At 67.1% G+C, this 16,275-nt stretch carries 7 protein-coding genes; 6 read left to right on the forward strand and 1 reads right to left on the reverse strand.

What is annotated here, in order from left to right; translation table 11 throughout:
• The first annotated feature begins 135 nt into the window (after positions 1-135).
• The 6 genes from ABT392_RS01100 to ABT392_RS01125 all read left to right on the forward strand — a co-directional run bounded on the left by ABT392_RS01100 (position 136) and on the right by ABT392_RS01125 (position 14,518).
• Positions 136-3,888, forward strand: a complete 3,753-nt coding sequence (locus ABT392_RS01100) for a GAF domain-containing protein (protein WP_464970880.1) — start codon at positions 136-138, stop codon at positions 3,886-3,888.
• On the forward strand, positions 3,878-11,155 hold the full coding sequence (locus tag ABT392_RS01105; protein WP_464970881.1) for a GAF domain-containing protein: 7,278 nt from the start codon (positions 3,878-3,880) through the stop codon (positions 11,153-11,155). Before ABT392_RS01100 ends, ABT392_RS01105 begins: the two co-directional genes overlap by 11 nt.
• Before the next feature lie 183 nt (positions 11,156-11,338).
• Positions 11,339-11,680, forward strand: a complete 342-nt coding sequence (locus ABT392_RS01110; RefSeq protein ID WP_334279127.1) for an Hpt domain-containing protein — start codon at positions 11,339-11,341, stop codon at positions 11,678-11,680.
• Positions 11,673-12,710 (forward strand): adenylate/guanylate cyclase domain-containing protein, encoded by a 1,038-nt coding sequence (locus tag ABT392_RS01115; RefSeq protein WP_395384331.1) that lies wholly within the window; start codon positions 11,673-11,675, stop codon positions 12,708-12,710. Before ABT392_RS01110 ends, ABT392_RS01115 begins: the two co-directional genes overlap by 8 nt.
• A gap of 81 nt (positions 12,711-12,791) precedes the next feature.
• Positions 12,792-13,454, forward strand: a complete 663-nt coding sequence (locus ABT392_RS01120; RefSeq protein WP_334279125.1) for a Crp/Fnr family transcriptional regulator — start codon at positions 12,792-12,794, stop codon at positions 13,452-13,454.
• On the forward strand, positions 13,451-14,518 hold the full coding sequence (locus tag ABT392_RS01125) for a WD40/YVTN/BNR-like repeat-containing protein (RefSeq protein WP_395384330.1): 1,068 nt from the start codon (positions 13,451-13,453) through the stop codon (positions 14,516-14,518). The genes ABT392_RS01120 and ABT392_RS01125 overlap by 4 nt, the downstream gene beginning before the upstream one ends.
• A 12-nt stretch (positions 14,519-14,530) precedes the next feature.
• Here the strand turns inward: ABT392_RS01125 and ABT392_RS01130 are convergent, their stop codons facing one another.
• A complete protein-coding gene (locus ABT392_RS01130) occupies positions 14,531-16,261 on the reverse strand; it encodes a hypothetical protein (protein ID WP_395384329.1) in 1,731 nt (576 codons plus the stop codon).
• Between the last annotated feature and the right edge of the window lie 14 nt (positions 16,262-16,275).

Below are 16,275 nucleotides of genomic sequence, written 5' to 3' on the forward strand. Positions count from 1 at the left end.
GCCGCCATCCCCAGAAGTGCTAGGGGTCTACGCCAAGTGGGCAAGCGCCGGAGCGAGGCATAGACTCGCTCGGTTCCTGTGCAGCCAAACGCTGGACAGGCCCGTTGGCTGCGACCGAACCCAGTTGTCTAGTCCATGCCGGGATCGAACACGAACGCCGTTTCCGACGATCCAGCCTCGACCACGCAGGTGGCCGGGCTTGAGGCACAGCTGCAGGCTGTGCAGGCACGGTCGGCGCGCATGGCCGCCGAACTGGCGGTGATCAACAGCATCCAGCAGGGCATCGCCGAGCAACTGAGCTTTCTCGCCATCGTCGACCAGGTCGGCGACAAGCTGCGCGAGCTCCTGCAGACCGGCGAGATCGGCATCCGCTGGTACGACCCGCGCCAGAACCTTACCCACTACCTCTACGAGTACGAACACGGCAGGCGCCTGCATGTACCGCCGGAGCCGCCGCACCCGGGCGGCAGCTTCGAGACGATGAAGCGCACGCGCCAGCCCCTGGTCTGCAACAGCCTGGCCGAGATCGTGGCCGCCGGCCTGCAGGCAATACCTGGCACCGACCAGAGCCTGTCCTTTGTCTGCGTGCCCATCATCGGCCGCAACGGCGTGCTCGGTTCCATCCTGATGGACAACTACGAGCGTGAGAATGCCTTCGGCGAAACCGAGGTGCGCCTGCTCTCCAACGTGGCGGCCACCATGGGCCTGGCGCTGGAGAACGCGCAGCTGTTCGATGAATCCCAGCGCCTCCTGCGCGAGACCGAGCAGCGCAATGCCGAGCTCGCCATCATCAACAGCGTGCAGGCCGGTCTCGTGGCCAAGATGGACATGCAGGCCATCTACGATCTGGTGGGCGACAGGATCCGCGACATCTTCGATGCCCAGGTGGTCGACATCGGCCTGCTCAATGCGGCCGACGGCCTGCTGCACTTCCGCTACATCATCGAACGCGGCCAGCGCTTCCCGGACGAGCCCATGGTGGTCAGCGGCTTCCGTCGGCATGTGATGCAGACGCGCGAGCCGCTGCTGATCAACGAGAACATGATCGAGGTCGCCACCCGCTATGGCAACGCCTTGGCGATCCAGGGCGAGGCTCCCAAGGCCAGCCTGTTCGTGCCCATGGTTGTGGGCAACGAGGCCAAGGGCGTGATCTCGCTGCAGAACCTGGACCGCGAGCATGCCTTCAGCGAGGCCGATGTGCGGCTCCTGCAGACCCTGGCCAACAGCATGAGTGTGGCGCTGGAGAACGCGCGCCTGTTCGACGAAACCCAGCGCCTGCTGAAGGAGACCGAGCAACGGGCCGCCGAGCTGGCCGTCATCGCCGACGTGCAGCAGGGCCTGGGCGACAAGCTCGATGCGCGCGCCATCTTCGAGCTGGTGGGCGAGAAGCTGCGTCAGCTCTTCGACAGCCAGGCCATCAGCATCGCCGTGGTCGATGCCGAGGCCGGTACTCGGCACTTCGCCTACATGCAGGAGCGCGGCCAGCGCCTCGAGGTGCCTGACGACGAGATCTCGCCCCTGCTCTGGCATGTGCTGCGCAACCCGCAGCCTCTGCTGATCAACGAGAAGCTGAGTGAAACGCTGGCGGCGCTGGGTATACAGCGCACCATCATCCCCGGTACCGAGGTCAGCCTGAGCCTCTTGCGCATGCCGGTGCTGCAGGGCGGGCGCGTGGTCGCCATCATCGGCCTGGACAATGTGGACCGCGAGAACGCCTTCAGCAACAGCGACCTGCGCCTGCTTTCCACGTTGGCCGGCAGCTTGAGCGTGGCGCTGGAAGGCGCGCGCCTGTTCCAGCAGACCCGGCAGCGTGCCAACGAGCTGGCCACGGTCAACGCGCTGGGCAAGGCGCTGTCGAGCAAGATCGACCTGGGCGAGTTGATCCAGACCGTGGGTGAGCAGATGCGCGCGACTTTTGGCGCCGACATCGTCTACGTGGCCCTGATGGACGAGGCGGCCGGCCTGATCCGCTTCCCGTATGCGTATGGCGACGAGCTCTCGCCGCTGCGGCCCGGCGAGGGCCTGACCGGCAAGATCATCGAGACCGGCCAGGCGCTCCTGCTCAACGAAGACGTGGACGAGGCGGTCGACGCCATAGGCGCCACGCAGGTGGGCGCGCAGACGGCCTCATACCTTGGCGTGCCGGTCTTCGTCGACGGCCGCGCCATCGGCGTGATCAGCGTGCAGAGCACCACGCAGAAGGGCCGCTTCACCGCCGCCGACCAGAGCCTGCTGGCCACGCTGGCGGCCGGTGTCAGCGTGGCCATACGCAACGCCCAGCTGTTCGCCGAGGCGCGCGAGGCGCGGGCCGCGGCTGAGGGCGCGAACGAGGCCAAGAGTGCCTTCCTCGCGACCATGAGCCACGAGATCCGCACGCCGATGAATGCGGTCATCGGCATGAGCGGCCTGCTGCTGGACACGGCCTTGAGCGAGGAGCAGCGCGACTACGCCGCCACCATCCGGGACAGCGGCGACTCGCTGCTCACCATCATCAATGACATCCTGGACTTCTCGAAGATCGAAGCCGGCCGCATGGACATCGAGGCCCAGCCCTTCGACCTGCGCGACTGCGTGGAGTCGGCGCTGGACCTGGTCAGCAGCCGCGCGGCCGAGAAACAGCTGGACCTGGCCTATGTGTTCGAAGGTGAGCTGCCGGCGACGCTCAGCGGCGATGTGACACGGCTTCGCCAGATCCTCCTGAACCTGCTGTCCAACGCAGTCAAGTTCACCGAGGCCGGCGAGGTGGTGCTGGGCATCAGCGCCACGTTGGAGGGCAGGGCGGCCACGCTCTCCTTTGCCGTGCGCGACACGGGTATCGGGCTGAGCCCAGAGGCGATGGGCCGCTTGTTCCAGAAGTTCAGCCAGGCCGACACCTCCACCACGCGCAAGTACGGCGGCACCGGCCTCGGCCTGGCGATCAGCAAGCGGCTGGCCGAATTGATGGGCGGCACCATGTGGGTGGAAAGCGCGGGGGCTGGCCGGGGCTCGGTGTTCCGCTTCACCATCACGGCGCCGGTGGCCGAGCGGCCGGCCGAGGCGCGGCGCGAGTTCCTGGGCCAGCAGCCGGGGCTGATGGACCACCGGCTCCTGATCGTCGACGACAACGGCACCAACCGCCGCATCCTCAGCCTGCAGACCGAACGCTGGGGCATGCAGCCGCGCGCCACGGCCCTGCCCGAGGAGGCGCTGGCGTGGGTGGCTGGGGGCGAGAACTTCGACCTCGCCATCGTCGACATGCACATGCCCGGCATGGACGGCCTCATGCTGGCGCGGCGCCTGCGCCAGCACTCACCCAAGCTGCCCCTGGTGCTGTTCAGCTCGCTCGGGCGGCGCGAGGCGGGCGATACCGAGGGCCTGTTCATCGCCTACCTGGCCAAGCCCTTGCGCCAGAGCCAGCTGCACGACACCTTGGTCAACCTGCTGACGCTGGACCGCCTGCCGGCGCGCACCGACAAGCCGCGGCCCGCGGCCGTTGATGCGCAGCTGGCCACGCGCCATCCGCTGCGCATCCTGCTGGCCGAGGACAACGCCGTGAACCAGAAGCTGGCACTGCGCCTGCTCTCGCAGATGGGCTACCGGGCCGACGTGGCCGGCAATGGCCTGGAGGCGGTGGAGAGCGTCGAGCGCCAGGCCTACGACCTGATCCTGATGGACGTGCAGATGCCCGAAATGGACGGCCTGGAAGCCAGTCGGCGCATCACCACGCGCTGGCACAACGGCGAGCGGCCGCGCATCGTGGCCATGACGGCCAATGCGATGCAGGGCGACCGCGAGGAATGCCTGGCCGCCGGCATGGACGACTACATCACCAAGCCGATCCGGGTCGAGGCCCTGGTGCAGGCGCTGGAGCAGACCCGCTGGCGGGGGGAGATGCGCGATGGCAACTGAACAGGAATTGCTGCAGGCCCTTTTGAACCTGTACCGGGCTGGCTCGCCAGCAGAACTGCCGGGCCTGATCGACGAGGCCATGCAGGGCCTGCTGGCGCCGCGCCGCAGCCTGGTGCTGTTGATGGGCGACGACGGCCTGCAGCTGGCGGCCGGTCGCGCGCCGCGCGGCGAGCGCACGACGGCGCTGCAGCAGGCCATCAGCGCCTGGATCGACGAGGGGCTGCGCACCAAGAAGCCCCGGCTGCGCCACGGGCCCGAGGGCGTCTCGCCGCGCGAGCAGCGCAGCTGTCTGCTGGTACCCATGCAGCAGGGCAGTGAACTGATCGGCCTGCTGTATGCCGACCTCGAGGGCCGCATCGGCCGCTATGAGAAGGACGACCTGGCCTTGCTGACGCGTTTTGCCGAAGGCGCCAGCGAGGCCTTGCTGCGGGCCCGAGTCACCGAGCAGGCGCAGACCGAGTCCGGCCAGCGAGCGGCCGAGCTGGCGGTGATCGGCAGCGTGCAACAGGCGCTGGCGGCCGAACTGAGCATCGATCAGATTTACGAGCTGGTGGGCGACACGGTGCACAAGATCTTCGACGCCCAGGTGGTCAGCTTCGCCTTGATCGAGCCGACCACCGGCCTGCTGGCCAGCAAATACCTGCGCGAGCGCGGCCGGCGGCTGACGCCATCGGCGCCGCGTCCACCCTACGGCTTTCGCAAGCATGTGCTGGAAACGGGCCAGCCCTTGCTGATAAACCGGGACGCGCTGGCGGCTGCCAAACGCTTCGGCAATCCGGTCCTGGTCGGCGAGATGCCGCGCTCGGTGCTGTTCGTGCCGATGACCGTGGGCAACCAGCGCATCGGCGTGCTCTCGCTGCAGAACCTGGATCGCGAGGACGCATTCAGCGAGGCCGACCTGCACGTGCTGCAGACCCTGGCCAACAGCATGGGCGCGGCCCTTCACAACGCCGGCCTGATGGCCGAGACCCAGCGCCTCTACCACGAGAGCGAGCAGCGTGCGGCCGAGCTGGCCGTGGTCAACAGCGTGCAGCAGGCGCTGGCCGCCGAGCTGAGCATGCAGGGCATCTACGATGCGGTGGGCGACAAGGTGCGCGAGATCTTCTCGGGCCGCGACGTCAACATCCGCATCATCAACCCGGCCACCGGCAAGGTCGAGTTCCCCTACCTGGTCGAGAAGGGCGAGCGCGTGCGCATCGAGCCGCAGCCGCTGCATGGCATCACGGCCCATGTGGTCAACACCGGCCAGCCGCTCCTGATCAACGAGAACTTCGACGAGGCCTGCCGCCGGCTCGGCGCGCCGGCGCTGCCCGGCACCAGCTCGGACGAGAAGTCGGCCGTCTGGGTGCCCTTGCAATGGGGCGGCCAGGCACGTGGTCTCCTGAGCCTGTTCGACTGCGAACGCGAGCATGCCTTTTCGCAGGCCGATGTGCGCCTCTTGCAGACCATGGCCGGTGCCATGGGTGCGGCGCTGCAGAACGCGCGGCTGTTCGACGAAACCCAGCGCCTGTTTCGCGAAAGCGAGCAGCGCGCCGCCGAGCTGGCCGTGGTCAACAGCGTGCAGCAGGCCCTGGCCGCCAAGCTGGACATGCAGGGCATCTACGACGCTGTTGGCGACAAGCTGCGCGAGATTTTCCAGCATGCCGACGTGGCGATCCGCATCGTCGACCGCCAGGCCGGGCTGATGCACTACCCCTTTCTCTACGAGCATGGCCAGCGCATTCCGATGGCGGCGCGGCCGCTGCGCGACAGCGGCATCAATGCCCATGTGATTCGCACCCGTCAGGCCGTGGTGATCAACAGGGATTCGGCCGCCGCGATCCGGGCCTATGGCAGCGCCCTGCTGCCGGGCACGCAGATGGAGAAGTCGGGCGTCTACATGCCCTTGCAGTCCGGCAGTGAGGTACTGGGCCTGATCGTGCTGGTCGACATGCAGCGCGAGAACGCCTTCAGCGATTCCGATGTGCGGCTCCTGCAGACCGTGGCCGGCGCGATGAGCGCGGCGCTGCAGAGCGCCCGATTGTTCGACCAGACCCAGCACCTGCTGGCCGAGACCGAGCAGCGCAATTCCGAGCTGGCCATCATCAACAGCGTGCAGGCGGGCCTCGCGGCCAAGCTGGACATCGAGGGCATCTACGAGCTGATCGGCGAAAAGATCCGCGACATCTTCGATGCCCAGATCGTCAGCATTGCCACGGTGGACACGATAGAGCGCCAGGTCCAGCACCGCTACCTGATCGAACGTGGCGAACGCCAGCACCTTCCGCCCACGCCGCTGGTCGGCTTTCGCAAGCATGTGGTGGAGTCCGGCCGAAGCCTGGTGATCCTGGAGAACTCGCTGGAGGCGGCACGTCGCTTCGGCAACCCGGTGCGGCTGGCCGGCGAGATGCCCAAGTCCGCCGTGTTCGTTCCCATGTCAGCCGGCGCCCGCGTGATCGGCGTGATCTCGCTGCAGAACGTGGACCGCGAGCATGCTTTCGGCGATGCCGACGTGCGCCTGCTGGAAACGCTGTCCAACAGCATGGGCGTGGCGCTCGAGAACGCGCGGCTGTTCGACCAGAGCCAGCGCCTGCTGGCCGAGACCGAGCAGCGCAACTCGGAGCTCGCCATCATCAACAGCGTGCAGGCCGGCCTCGTGGCCAAGCTGGACATGCAGGGCATCTACGAACTGGTGGGCGACAAGATCCGCGACATCTTCGATGCCCAAGCGGTCAACATCACCTTGCTGGACCCGAGCGGCGAGTCGCTGCACATCGTCTATTCCATCGAGCGGGGTGAGCGCCAGGTGGTCGCTGACATCCCCGTGATCGGCTTCCGCCGCCACGTGCTGGCCACAGGCCGCAGCCTGCTCCTCAAGGAGGACATGGCCTCGGCCTTCGAGAAATACGACGCCCCGAAGGCCATCATCGGCGACGTGCCCAAGTCCACGCTGTGGGTGCCCATGATGCAGGGCGGCCGCGCGGTCGGCGTGATCTCGCTGCAGAACATGGACCGCGAGCATGCCTTCACGGAGTCGGACCAGCGACTGCTGGAGACCTTCTCCAACAGCATGAGCGTGGCGCTGGAGAACGCACGCCTGTTCGACCAGAGCCAGCGCCTGCTGGCCGAGACCGAGCAGCGCAACTCCGAGCTGGCCATCATCAACAGCGTGCAGTCGGGCCTGGTGGCCAAGATGGACATGCAGGGCATCCACGATCTGGTGGGCGACAAGATCCGCGAGATCTTTGACGCCAAGGTGGTGGTGATCTCGCTGCTGGACCCGCAGACGGGTGGCCTGCACCACCCCTATGCGATCGAGCGTGGCAAGCGGCTCAAGCTGGCGCCATTCCCCGAGATCGTGGGCTTCCGCCGCCACGTGATGGAGACCTGCGAATGCCTGCTGGTCAACGAGGACATGGTGGGCGCCTGCGAGCGCTACGGCAACCCGATGGTGCTGGCCGGCGAAAGCCCGAAGTCGGCCGTCTATGCGCCGATGATCCAGTCGGGCAAGGCCCTCGGCGTGATCTCGCTGCAGAACCTGGACCGCGAGCATGCCTTCAGCGAGGCCGATGTGCGGCTCCTGCAGACGCTGTCCAACAGCATGAGCGTGGCGCTGGAGAACGCCCGCCTGTTCGACCAGACTCAGCGCCTGTTGGCCGAGACCGAGCAGCGCAACTCCGAGCTGGCCATCCTCAACAGCGTGCAGTCGGGCCTGGTGGCCAAACTGGACATGCAGGGCATCTATGACCTGATCGGCGACAAGATCCGCGAGATCTTCGATGCGCAGGTCGTGGACATCGCGCTGTACGAGGAGCAGGAGCAGTTGCTGCACCACGCCTACGTGATCGAGCGCGGCCAGCGCTTCGAGGTCGAGCCGACGCCGCTGATCGGGTTCCGGCGCTACGTGATCGCGGCGGGCGAGCCGCTCCTGATTCCGGCCCATGCCGACGCCATCGACCTGCAGTACGGCAACCCCAAGGCGATTGCGGGCGAAGAGCCGCGCTCGTCGCTGTGGGTGCCCATGCTCAAAGCCGGCCAGGCCATCGGCGTGATCTCCTTGCAAAACCTGGACCGCGAGAACGCCTTCGGCGATGGCGACCTGCGCCTCTTGCAGACCCTGGCCAACAGCATGAGCCTGGCGCTGGAGAGCGCGCGACTGTTCGCCGAGACCCAGCGCCTGCTGAGCGAGACCGAACAGCGCAACAGTGAGCTGGCCATCATCAACAGCGTGCAGGCCGGCCTCGTGGCCAAGATGGACGTGCAGGGCATCCACGACCTGATAGGGGACAAGATCCGCGAGATCTTCGATGCCCAGGTGGTGGTGATCTCGCTGATGGATTCGCAGACCGGCGAGTTGCACCATCCCTACATGATCGAGCGCGGCCAGCGCATGGTGGTGCCCGCTTCGCTGGGCGTCGTCGGCTTCCGCAAGCATGTGCTGGACACGGGCCAGACGCTGGTGATCAACACCGGAATGACCAAGGCCCTGAAGGCCTACGGCCAGCCGGCTTCCATCGTCGGCGAGGCGCCGAAGTCCTCGCTGTGGGTGCCGATGATCCAGGGCGGCCGCGTGATCGGCGTGATCTCGCTGCAGAACCTGGACCGAGAGAACGCATTCTCGGAAGCCGAGGTTCGGCTGCTGCAGACGCTGTCGACCAGCATGAGCCTGGCCCTGGAGACGGCGCGGCTGTTCGCCGACAACCAGCGCCGCACGCGCGAGAGCGCCGCCCTGGCCGAGGTGGGGCGCGACATTTCTTCGACACTGGACCTGGCCGTGCTGATGGACCGCATCTCGCGCCACGCAAGAGAGCTTCTGGGTGGCGACTACAGCGCTGTCTTCCTGCCAGAGGACGACGGCGAAACCGCCCGCTACCGTGCCATTGCCGCCCAGGGCGAGGTGGCGGAACAGATCCTGGAGATGCGGGTCGAGCCGGGCGTGGGCATCATCGGCAGCGTGATCGAGCGCGGCCAGGCCGAGTTCGTCAACGATGCCAATGCCGATGCACGCGCGGTGCAGATCGCCGGCACCGACAGGGAAGAGAACGAGCGGCTGATGGTCGCGCCGCTGCTGGCCGGCGAGGCGGTGCGCGGCGCGATGGTGGTCTGGCGCAATGGCGGCCAGCCCTTCCGCGCCCATGAGCTGGAGTTCCTGGCCGGGCTGTCGATGGCAGCCTCGGTGGCCATGAAAAACGCCCAGCTGTTCGCCGAGAGCCAGCAACGGGCGGCCGAGCTGGACACGGTCAATGCCGTCTCGCAGCAGCTTGCCGGCAAGCTGGACCTCGCGGCCCTGATCGAGCTGGTGGGCGAGCAGAGCCGCCAGCTCTTCAAGGCCGACCTGGCCTATGTGGCCCTGCTGGACCGCAACACCGGCATGATCAACTTCCCCTACCAGTACGGCGACGTGATCCAGTCGCGGCCGCTGGGCGAGGGACTGACCAGCCGCATCATCGAAAACGGCGAGGCGCTGATCATCAACTCCGACATCGACCGCCAGACCGAAGCGCTGGGCACCGTGCGCATGGGCCGGCAGACGCGCAGCTACCTCGGTGTGCCGGTGATGGTGGAAGGCCATGCCGAGGGCGTGATCAGCGTGCAAAACACCGAGCGCGAGGGTGTGTTCGACCAGGCCGATCAGCGCCTGCTCTCGACCATCGCTGCCAACGTGGGCGTGGCCCTGCGCAATGCCCGGCTTTTTGCCGATGCGCAGGAGGCACGCGCCGCTGCCGAAGGTGCGAACGAGGCCAAGAGTGCTTTCCTGGCCACGATGAGCCACGAGATCCGCACGCCGATGAATGCTGTCATCGGCATGAGCGGCCTCTTGCTCGACACGCCGCTGAACGAAGAGCAGCGCGACTTTGCCGCCACCATCCGCGATTCGGGCGATGCGCTCCTGAGCATCATCAACGACATCCTCGACTTCTCGAAGATCGAGGCCGGCCGCATGGACATCGAGGCCCAGGCCTTCGACCTGCGCGACTGTGTGGAGTCGGCGCTGGATCTCGTCAGCAGCCGTGTGGCCGAGAAGCACATCGACCTGGCCTATCAGTTCGAGGGCGAGGTGCCGCCGGCCGTCTCGGGCGACGTGACGCGCCTGCGCCAGATCCTGCTGAACCTGCTGTCCAACGCGGTCAAGTTCACCGAGGCGGGCGAGGTGGTGCTGACGCTGTCGGCCGAGCTGCAAGGCGCTGGCGTGCAGCTGACCTTCAGCGTGCGCGACACCGGCATCGGCCTGAGCAAGGAGGCCATGGGCCGCCTGTTCCAGAAGTTCAGTCAGGCGGATGCCTCCACCACGCGCAAGTACGGTGGCACGGGCCTGGGCCTGGCGATCAGCAAGCGACTCGCCGAGCTGATGGGCGGCACGATGTGGGTGGAAAGCGCAGGCGCCGGCCAGGGCTCGACCTTCTGCTTCACGATCCAGGCGCCGCTGGCCGAGCTGCCGCGTGAAGGCCGGCGCGACTTCATCGGCGCCCAGCCCGACCTGCTGGGCCATCGCATGCTGGTGGTCGACGACAACGCCACCAACCGCCGCATCCTCAGTTTGCAGGCGCAGCGCTGGGGCATGGTGGTGCGCGACACCGAGTTGCCCGAGACCGCGCTCGACTGGGTGCGCGGTGGCGAGCAGTTCGAGCTCGCCGTGCTCGACATGCACATGCCGCAGATGGATGGGCTGGAGCTGGCGCGGCGCCTGCGCGCGCTCGCGCCGCATCTGCCACTGGTGCTGTTCAGCTCACTGGGCCGGCGCGAGGCCGGAGACACCGAAGGCCTGTTCGGTGCCTACCTGGCCAAGCCCTTGCGCCAGAGCCAGTTGCACGACACCCTGGTGACGATGCTGGCCCTGGACCGGGCCACGCCCAAGCCGTCGGCCAACGTTGCCAAGTCGCAGATCGATTCGCAGCTGGGTGAGCGCCACCCGCTGCGCATCCTGCTGGCCGAGGACAACGCGGTGAACCAGAAGCTCGCCTTGCGACTGCTCTCGCAGATGGGCTATCGCGCCGACGTGGCGAGCAATGGCCTGGAAGCCATCGAATGCGTGGCGCGCCAGCCCTACGACCTGGTGCTGATGGACGTGCAGATGCCCGAGATGGACGGCCTGGAAGCCAGCCGGCGCATCAACGACCGCTGGCGCAACGGCGAGCGGCCGCGCATCGTGGCGATGACGGCCAATGCGATGCAGGGCGACCGCGAGATGTGCCTGGCCGCCGGCATGGACGACTATGTGATCAAGCCGATCCGCGTCGAGGCCCTGGTTTCTGCCTTGATGCGCACCGAGATGCGCGGGGAGTCCTGAAATGAATTGTGAGCCCCTCGCCCAAGCACGCCACGCTGAACGCGGTCGCGCCTGGTCGACCCCCCGAGGGGGCGCCGGTACCGTCGGCATCGAGCCGCCGGCACCGCATGTGGGCCGGCTCGGGGGCGGCCCGGCGCTCGGCCCGGAATACCTGGTTTCATGTGGCGCGGTGGAGCAACTGAAATGACGAACAGCAAGATCATCGACACCGAGGTGTTCACTGAGTTGCAGGGCAACACGGGCGCCGACTTCGTCATCGAACTGGTCGATACCTTTCTGGACGAGGCGCCGCAGTTGCTGGCCCAGATGCGCAGTGCGCGCGCGGCGGGTGAGGCAGACAACTTTCGCCGCGCCGCGCATTCCCTGAAGTCCAACGGCAGCACCTTCGGCGCGCTGGCTTTTGCGGCGCAGGCGCGCAGTCTTGAGCTGTCCCAGCTGGCGCAGGTGGAGGAGGGCGCGTTGGCGGCGCTGGAACAGCAGTTCCAGCAGGCGGCTGCGCGCCTGCGGGAGCTCTGCCATGGCTGATACCGGCGCCCACCCGGCGCAGATCCTGCTGGTCGAGGACAACCGGGTCAACCGCCTGCTGCTGGCCCGCCTGGTGGAGCAGCTGGGCCACAGCGTGAACACGGCCGAAGATGGCCTGCAGGCACTTGCTGCGCTGCGCGGCAAGCGCTTCGATCTCCTGCTGCTGGACATCGAGATGCCGGGCATGAACGGCTTTCAGGTGCTGGAGCAACTCACGGCCGACCCCGATCTGCGCGAGCTGCCGGTGATCGTCACCTCGGGCCTGGACGGCCTGGCCAATGTGGTGCGCTGCATCGAGCTCGGTGCCGAGGACTATCTGCACAAGCCGGTCAACCCGGTGCTCTTGCGCGCCCGCATTGCTGCCAGCTTCGAGAAGAAGCGGCTGCGCGACCAGCAACGCGAGCTGATGCGCCGCTTCGCCACCAGTGCCGTGGCACAGGACGTGCAGCGCTCGGGCTTTGCGCTGGGCGGTCATCTGGTCTCGGCCTCGGTGCTGTTCTGCGACATCCGCGGCTTCACCACGCTGAGCGAATCGCTGCCGCCGCAGGAGGTGATCGAGCTGCTGAACACCTATTACACGCTGATGTTCGACGCCATCGGCGCGCAGGGTGGCGTGGTCAACCAGATCATCGGCGATGGGCTGATGGCCATCTTCGGCGCACCGCAGCCACTGGAGGGCCATGCCAAATGCGCGGTGCGGGCGGCGCTCGAGATGGTGGAGATGGCCGTGCAGTTCAGCGCCGACCAATGCGCGGCCGGCGGGCCCGAGATACGCATCGGCGTGGGCGTGTCCAGCGGCGAGGTGGTCGCCGGCTATACCGGCACGCTGGACCGCGCCACCTACACCTGCGTCGGCGACACGGTGAACCGGGCCGCGCGGCTGGAGGCCTGCACCAAGGAGGCACAGCGCTCGGTGCTCATCGATGGTGCAACGCGCGAACAGCTCGGTGCGGGCTTCGAGATCGAGTCGCTCGGACCCATGCATCTGAAGGGCAAGACGCAGGCGGTCGAGGTGTTCGCCGTCGCCTGAACAGGTGGTCTTCAGGGTTCGCACGCTGGCTTTGTCACGCGGCTTCTCTACAGTCGGCGCAGGATTTGCTTGACGGAAACCATGAGCACAACCCTGCAGATCGCCTACGTATTCGGCTTCATCGGCGCGGCGCTGATGGTGACCAGCTACCTGATGAAGAGCATGCTGCCGCTGCGTGTCGTCGCGCTGGTGGCCTGCCTCTGCCTGGTGTTCTACGGCTTCCTGAGCGCTGCGATACCGACGCTGATCCTGTACGCGGCGTTGATACCGATCAACATCAGGAAGACGTTGCAGATCCAGCGCCTGGTGCGTTCGATCAAGAACGCCAGGGAAGACACGCCGGTCTCCGAATGGCTGCTGCCGCACATGAGCCGGCGCACCGCCAAGGCCGGCGAGCAGCTGTGGAGCCAGGGCGACCACGCCGAGGAGATGCTGTACCTGGAGAGCGGCCGCCTGCGGCTCCTCGAGATCGACGAGCCGCTGGAGCCCGGCGCGCTGGTCGGTGAGATCGGCCTGTTCACGGTGGACCACAAGCGCACCCTGAGCCTGCGCTGTGAAACCGACTGCGTGCTCTACAGCCTCTCCAGCGAAGGCATGGCCAAGCTTTACTACCAGAACCCCAAGCTCGGCTTCCATGTGATGCGCCTGGTGGTGGCGCGGCTGATGCGCGATGTGGAGCGCAGCAAGGCCAGGGCAGCGGCTGCACCCACAATGGCGCCATCCACTGCCGACGCCAATCAATGAAACGCCCGCTCCTGTTCCCAACCCTCCTGTTCACTTTTGCGGCACTCGCCGGCACCGCGACCACCACAGTCGAATGGACCCGCCAGACGAGCGGCGTCGGCGCGCGGCTGCGCGGCGTCAGCGCCGTGAACGAGAGCGTGGCCTGGGCCAGCGGTGCCGAGAACACGATCCTGCGAACCTCGGACGGCGGCGCGAGCTGGCAGAAGCTCAAGGCGCCGGGCGATGCCGCGAGCGACAAGCTGGACTTCCGCGACATCGATGCCATCGATGCCCGCACCGCCTACGCCTTGAGCATCGGCCCCGGCGCAGCCTCGCGGATCTACAAGACCCTCGATGCCGGCGCCACCTGGACGCTGCAGCACACGAACCAGGATCCCAAGGGCTTCCTGGACGCGATGAGCTTCTGGGACGCCGAGCATGGCCTGGTGATCGGAGACTCCGTCGACGGCAAGTTCCAGATCCTCAAGACCGAGAACGGCGGCAAGACCTGGCAGCCGGTGCCGGACTCGGCCTTGCCGCCGGCGCTGCCGGGCGAGGGCGCCTTCTCGGCGAGCGGTTCCAATATCGCTGTAACCGGCACGAGCGAAGCCTGGATCGTGACCAACTCGGCGACCCGAAGCCGCGTGCTGCACACGGCCGACGGTGGCAAGAGCTGGGAGGTGGCGGACACGCCGCTGGCGGCTGGCCCGTCAGCCGGCATCTTCTCGGTTGCCTTCCGCGACCCACTGCATGGCGTGATCGTCGGTGGCGACTACAAGCTGGAGCGGGCGGCGGTAGACAACGTGGCCATCACCAGCGACGGCGGCAAGAGCTGGACTCTGGTCAAGAGCCAAGGCCTCTCGGGTTTCCGCTCAGCGGTGAAGTACCTGCCCGGCACTGAGCATTCGCTGATCGCCGTGGGTCCGCAGGGCGCGGATCGTTCAGACGACGATGGCAAGACCTGGCACCCGCTGCCGCTGCCGGCCGGCATGCCAGGCTTTGATGCCCTGAGCTTCGCGCCGGGCCAGCAGAAGGCCTGGGCCAGCGGCGCTGCCGGCGCGCTGGGGCGCCTGCAGTTCAGGTGAGCTGAACGCCGCTCAATACCGCCAGCTCTGCAAATCCGCACCGGCCGGTGCCGTCATCAGCATGCGCTCCACCGTCCAGGGCAGGACCATCTGCGCATAGCGCAGCCGCGAATAGGCGTTGGGCCGCATGTGGTCGCCGTTCCAGCAATGCTCGGCGCGGTCGCCGTAGTCCACGACCGCGTCAGAGGGCGGATTGGCCTGGCGCAGGAACTTCTCGACGCCGTAGACCGCGTTGTTCAGGTAGTAGTTGTCCATGTCGCCGACATAGATGCGCAGCTTGCCGCGCAGCTTCGGGCCGAGCTTTGCCCAGTCGCGCTTGAGGATGTGGGCGAGGTCGTAGTTCTCTTTCCAGTACGCCACCGTTACCGGGTCGATCTCGCCGGTCAGGCGGTCCCAGACGCGGCGCGGATAGCCGTCCGGACCGACGGGTGAATACACGCTTTCCCACACGTCGAGCTGGTCGCCCGAGCGGCCCTTGGTGCCCAGCGTCAGCTCCCACAGTCCGGTGTCCTCCATCGTGGTGTCCACATGGCCCAGCCAGTTGCGGTGCGCCGGGCGCGGCGTGCGCTTGAACCGGTTGGGCTGGAAGTAGGCGTTCCTGTCCTTGTAGAGGTCCACCGTCATGTAGTGGCTGAAATCGATCGGGTCGGGGCAGGCCGCCCAGGCGCCGTTGTACTCGTCCGGATAGAACATCTGCACCGCCATGGCCTCCCAGCCGCCGGTGCTGCCGCCGAACATGAAGCGCGCCCAGCCCTGGCCGAGGCCGCGGAAGCGTTTCTCGATCTCGGGCAGCAGCTCGTACTGGATGGCGTCGCCATAGGGGCCGTTGTTGGCCGAGTTCACCGCATACGAGTCGTCGTAGAACGGCGTCGGATGCTGGATCTCGACCATCAGCACGCGCGGGAAGCCTGGGCTTGTCCAGGCCTGGAAGTTCTCCCAGGCGAGCTGCTGCTCGATGCGGTTGTAGCCCTCCAGATTGAAACGCTTGCTGTAGACCGGCAACAAGCCCGGGTCCGGCGGCGTTTCACGCCAGGCGCTTGGGGCGCTGGGAAAGTGACCATGGTTGATGACCAGCGGATAGCGGGCATCCGGATGCTCATTGAAGCCCCAGGGCAGCGTGACGAAGGCGCCAAGGAAGACGTCGCGGCCCCAGAACTTCGAGAGCCGCTCGCTGCGGATGCTGATGCGCTTGACGTAGGGCGTGTCGACAAAGGGCGCGATCTCGGGGATTTGCTCGGTCAAGGCGATCTGCACCGTGCCGCCGGGCGCGGCGTTGATGTCCAGCAGCTGCGGCTTGGAGTACAGATTGCCGGGCTTGGACTGCCAATGCTGGCCTTCGCCACGGTCGGGCGCGAGCTTGAGCACGCGGCCATCGCCCATCCGATAGGTCTCATAGCGGTTCAGGAGCGCCTGCACCCGGTACTTGCCGGCTGGCAGCGCTGCCAGCGAGCGCACCGGGAAGCCGAAGGCTCTGGCATCGAACTTCTGCACCTGGCCGGGCTTCCAGCCGTTCACGTCGATGCCGAAGAATGGAATGGCGTCTCCATCCCAGTTCACCATGTCGCGTGGCTCCCGACCGGGTGCCTGCTCGGCCGGCGCGAGTATCAGCAGCAGGCGGCCATCCTGCGCGCCGCCGCTGTAGCTGGCGGGCAGGGTGACGTTGAAGTCCGGTGCGGCCATGGCCGCAGCGCCGGAGAGCGTCAGCGCGAGGGCCAGCGAACGATGAAGGAGCTGTCTGAGCATCGTGTCTTTCCTGG

This window comes from Paucibacter sp. JuS9 (assembly GCF_044043925.2).
Classification (GTDB): Bacteria; Pseudomonadota; Gammaproteobacteria; order Burkholderiales; family Burkholderiaceae_C; genus JAUASW01.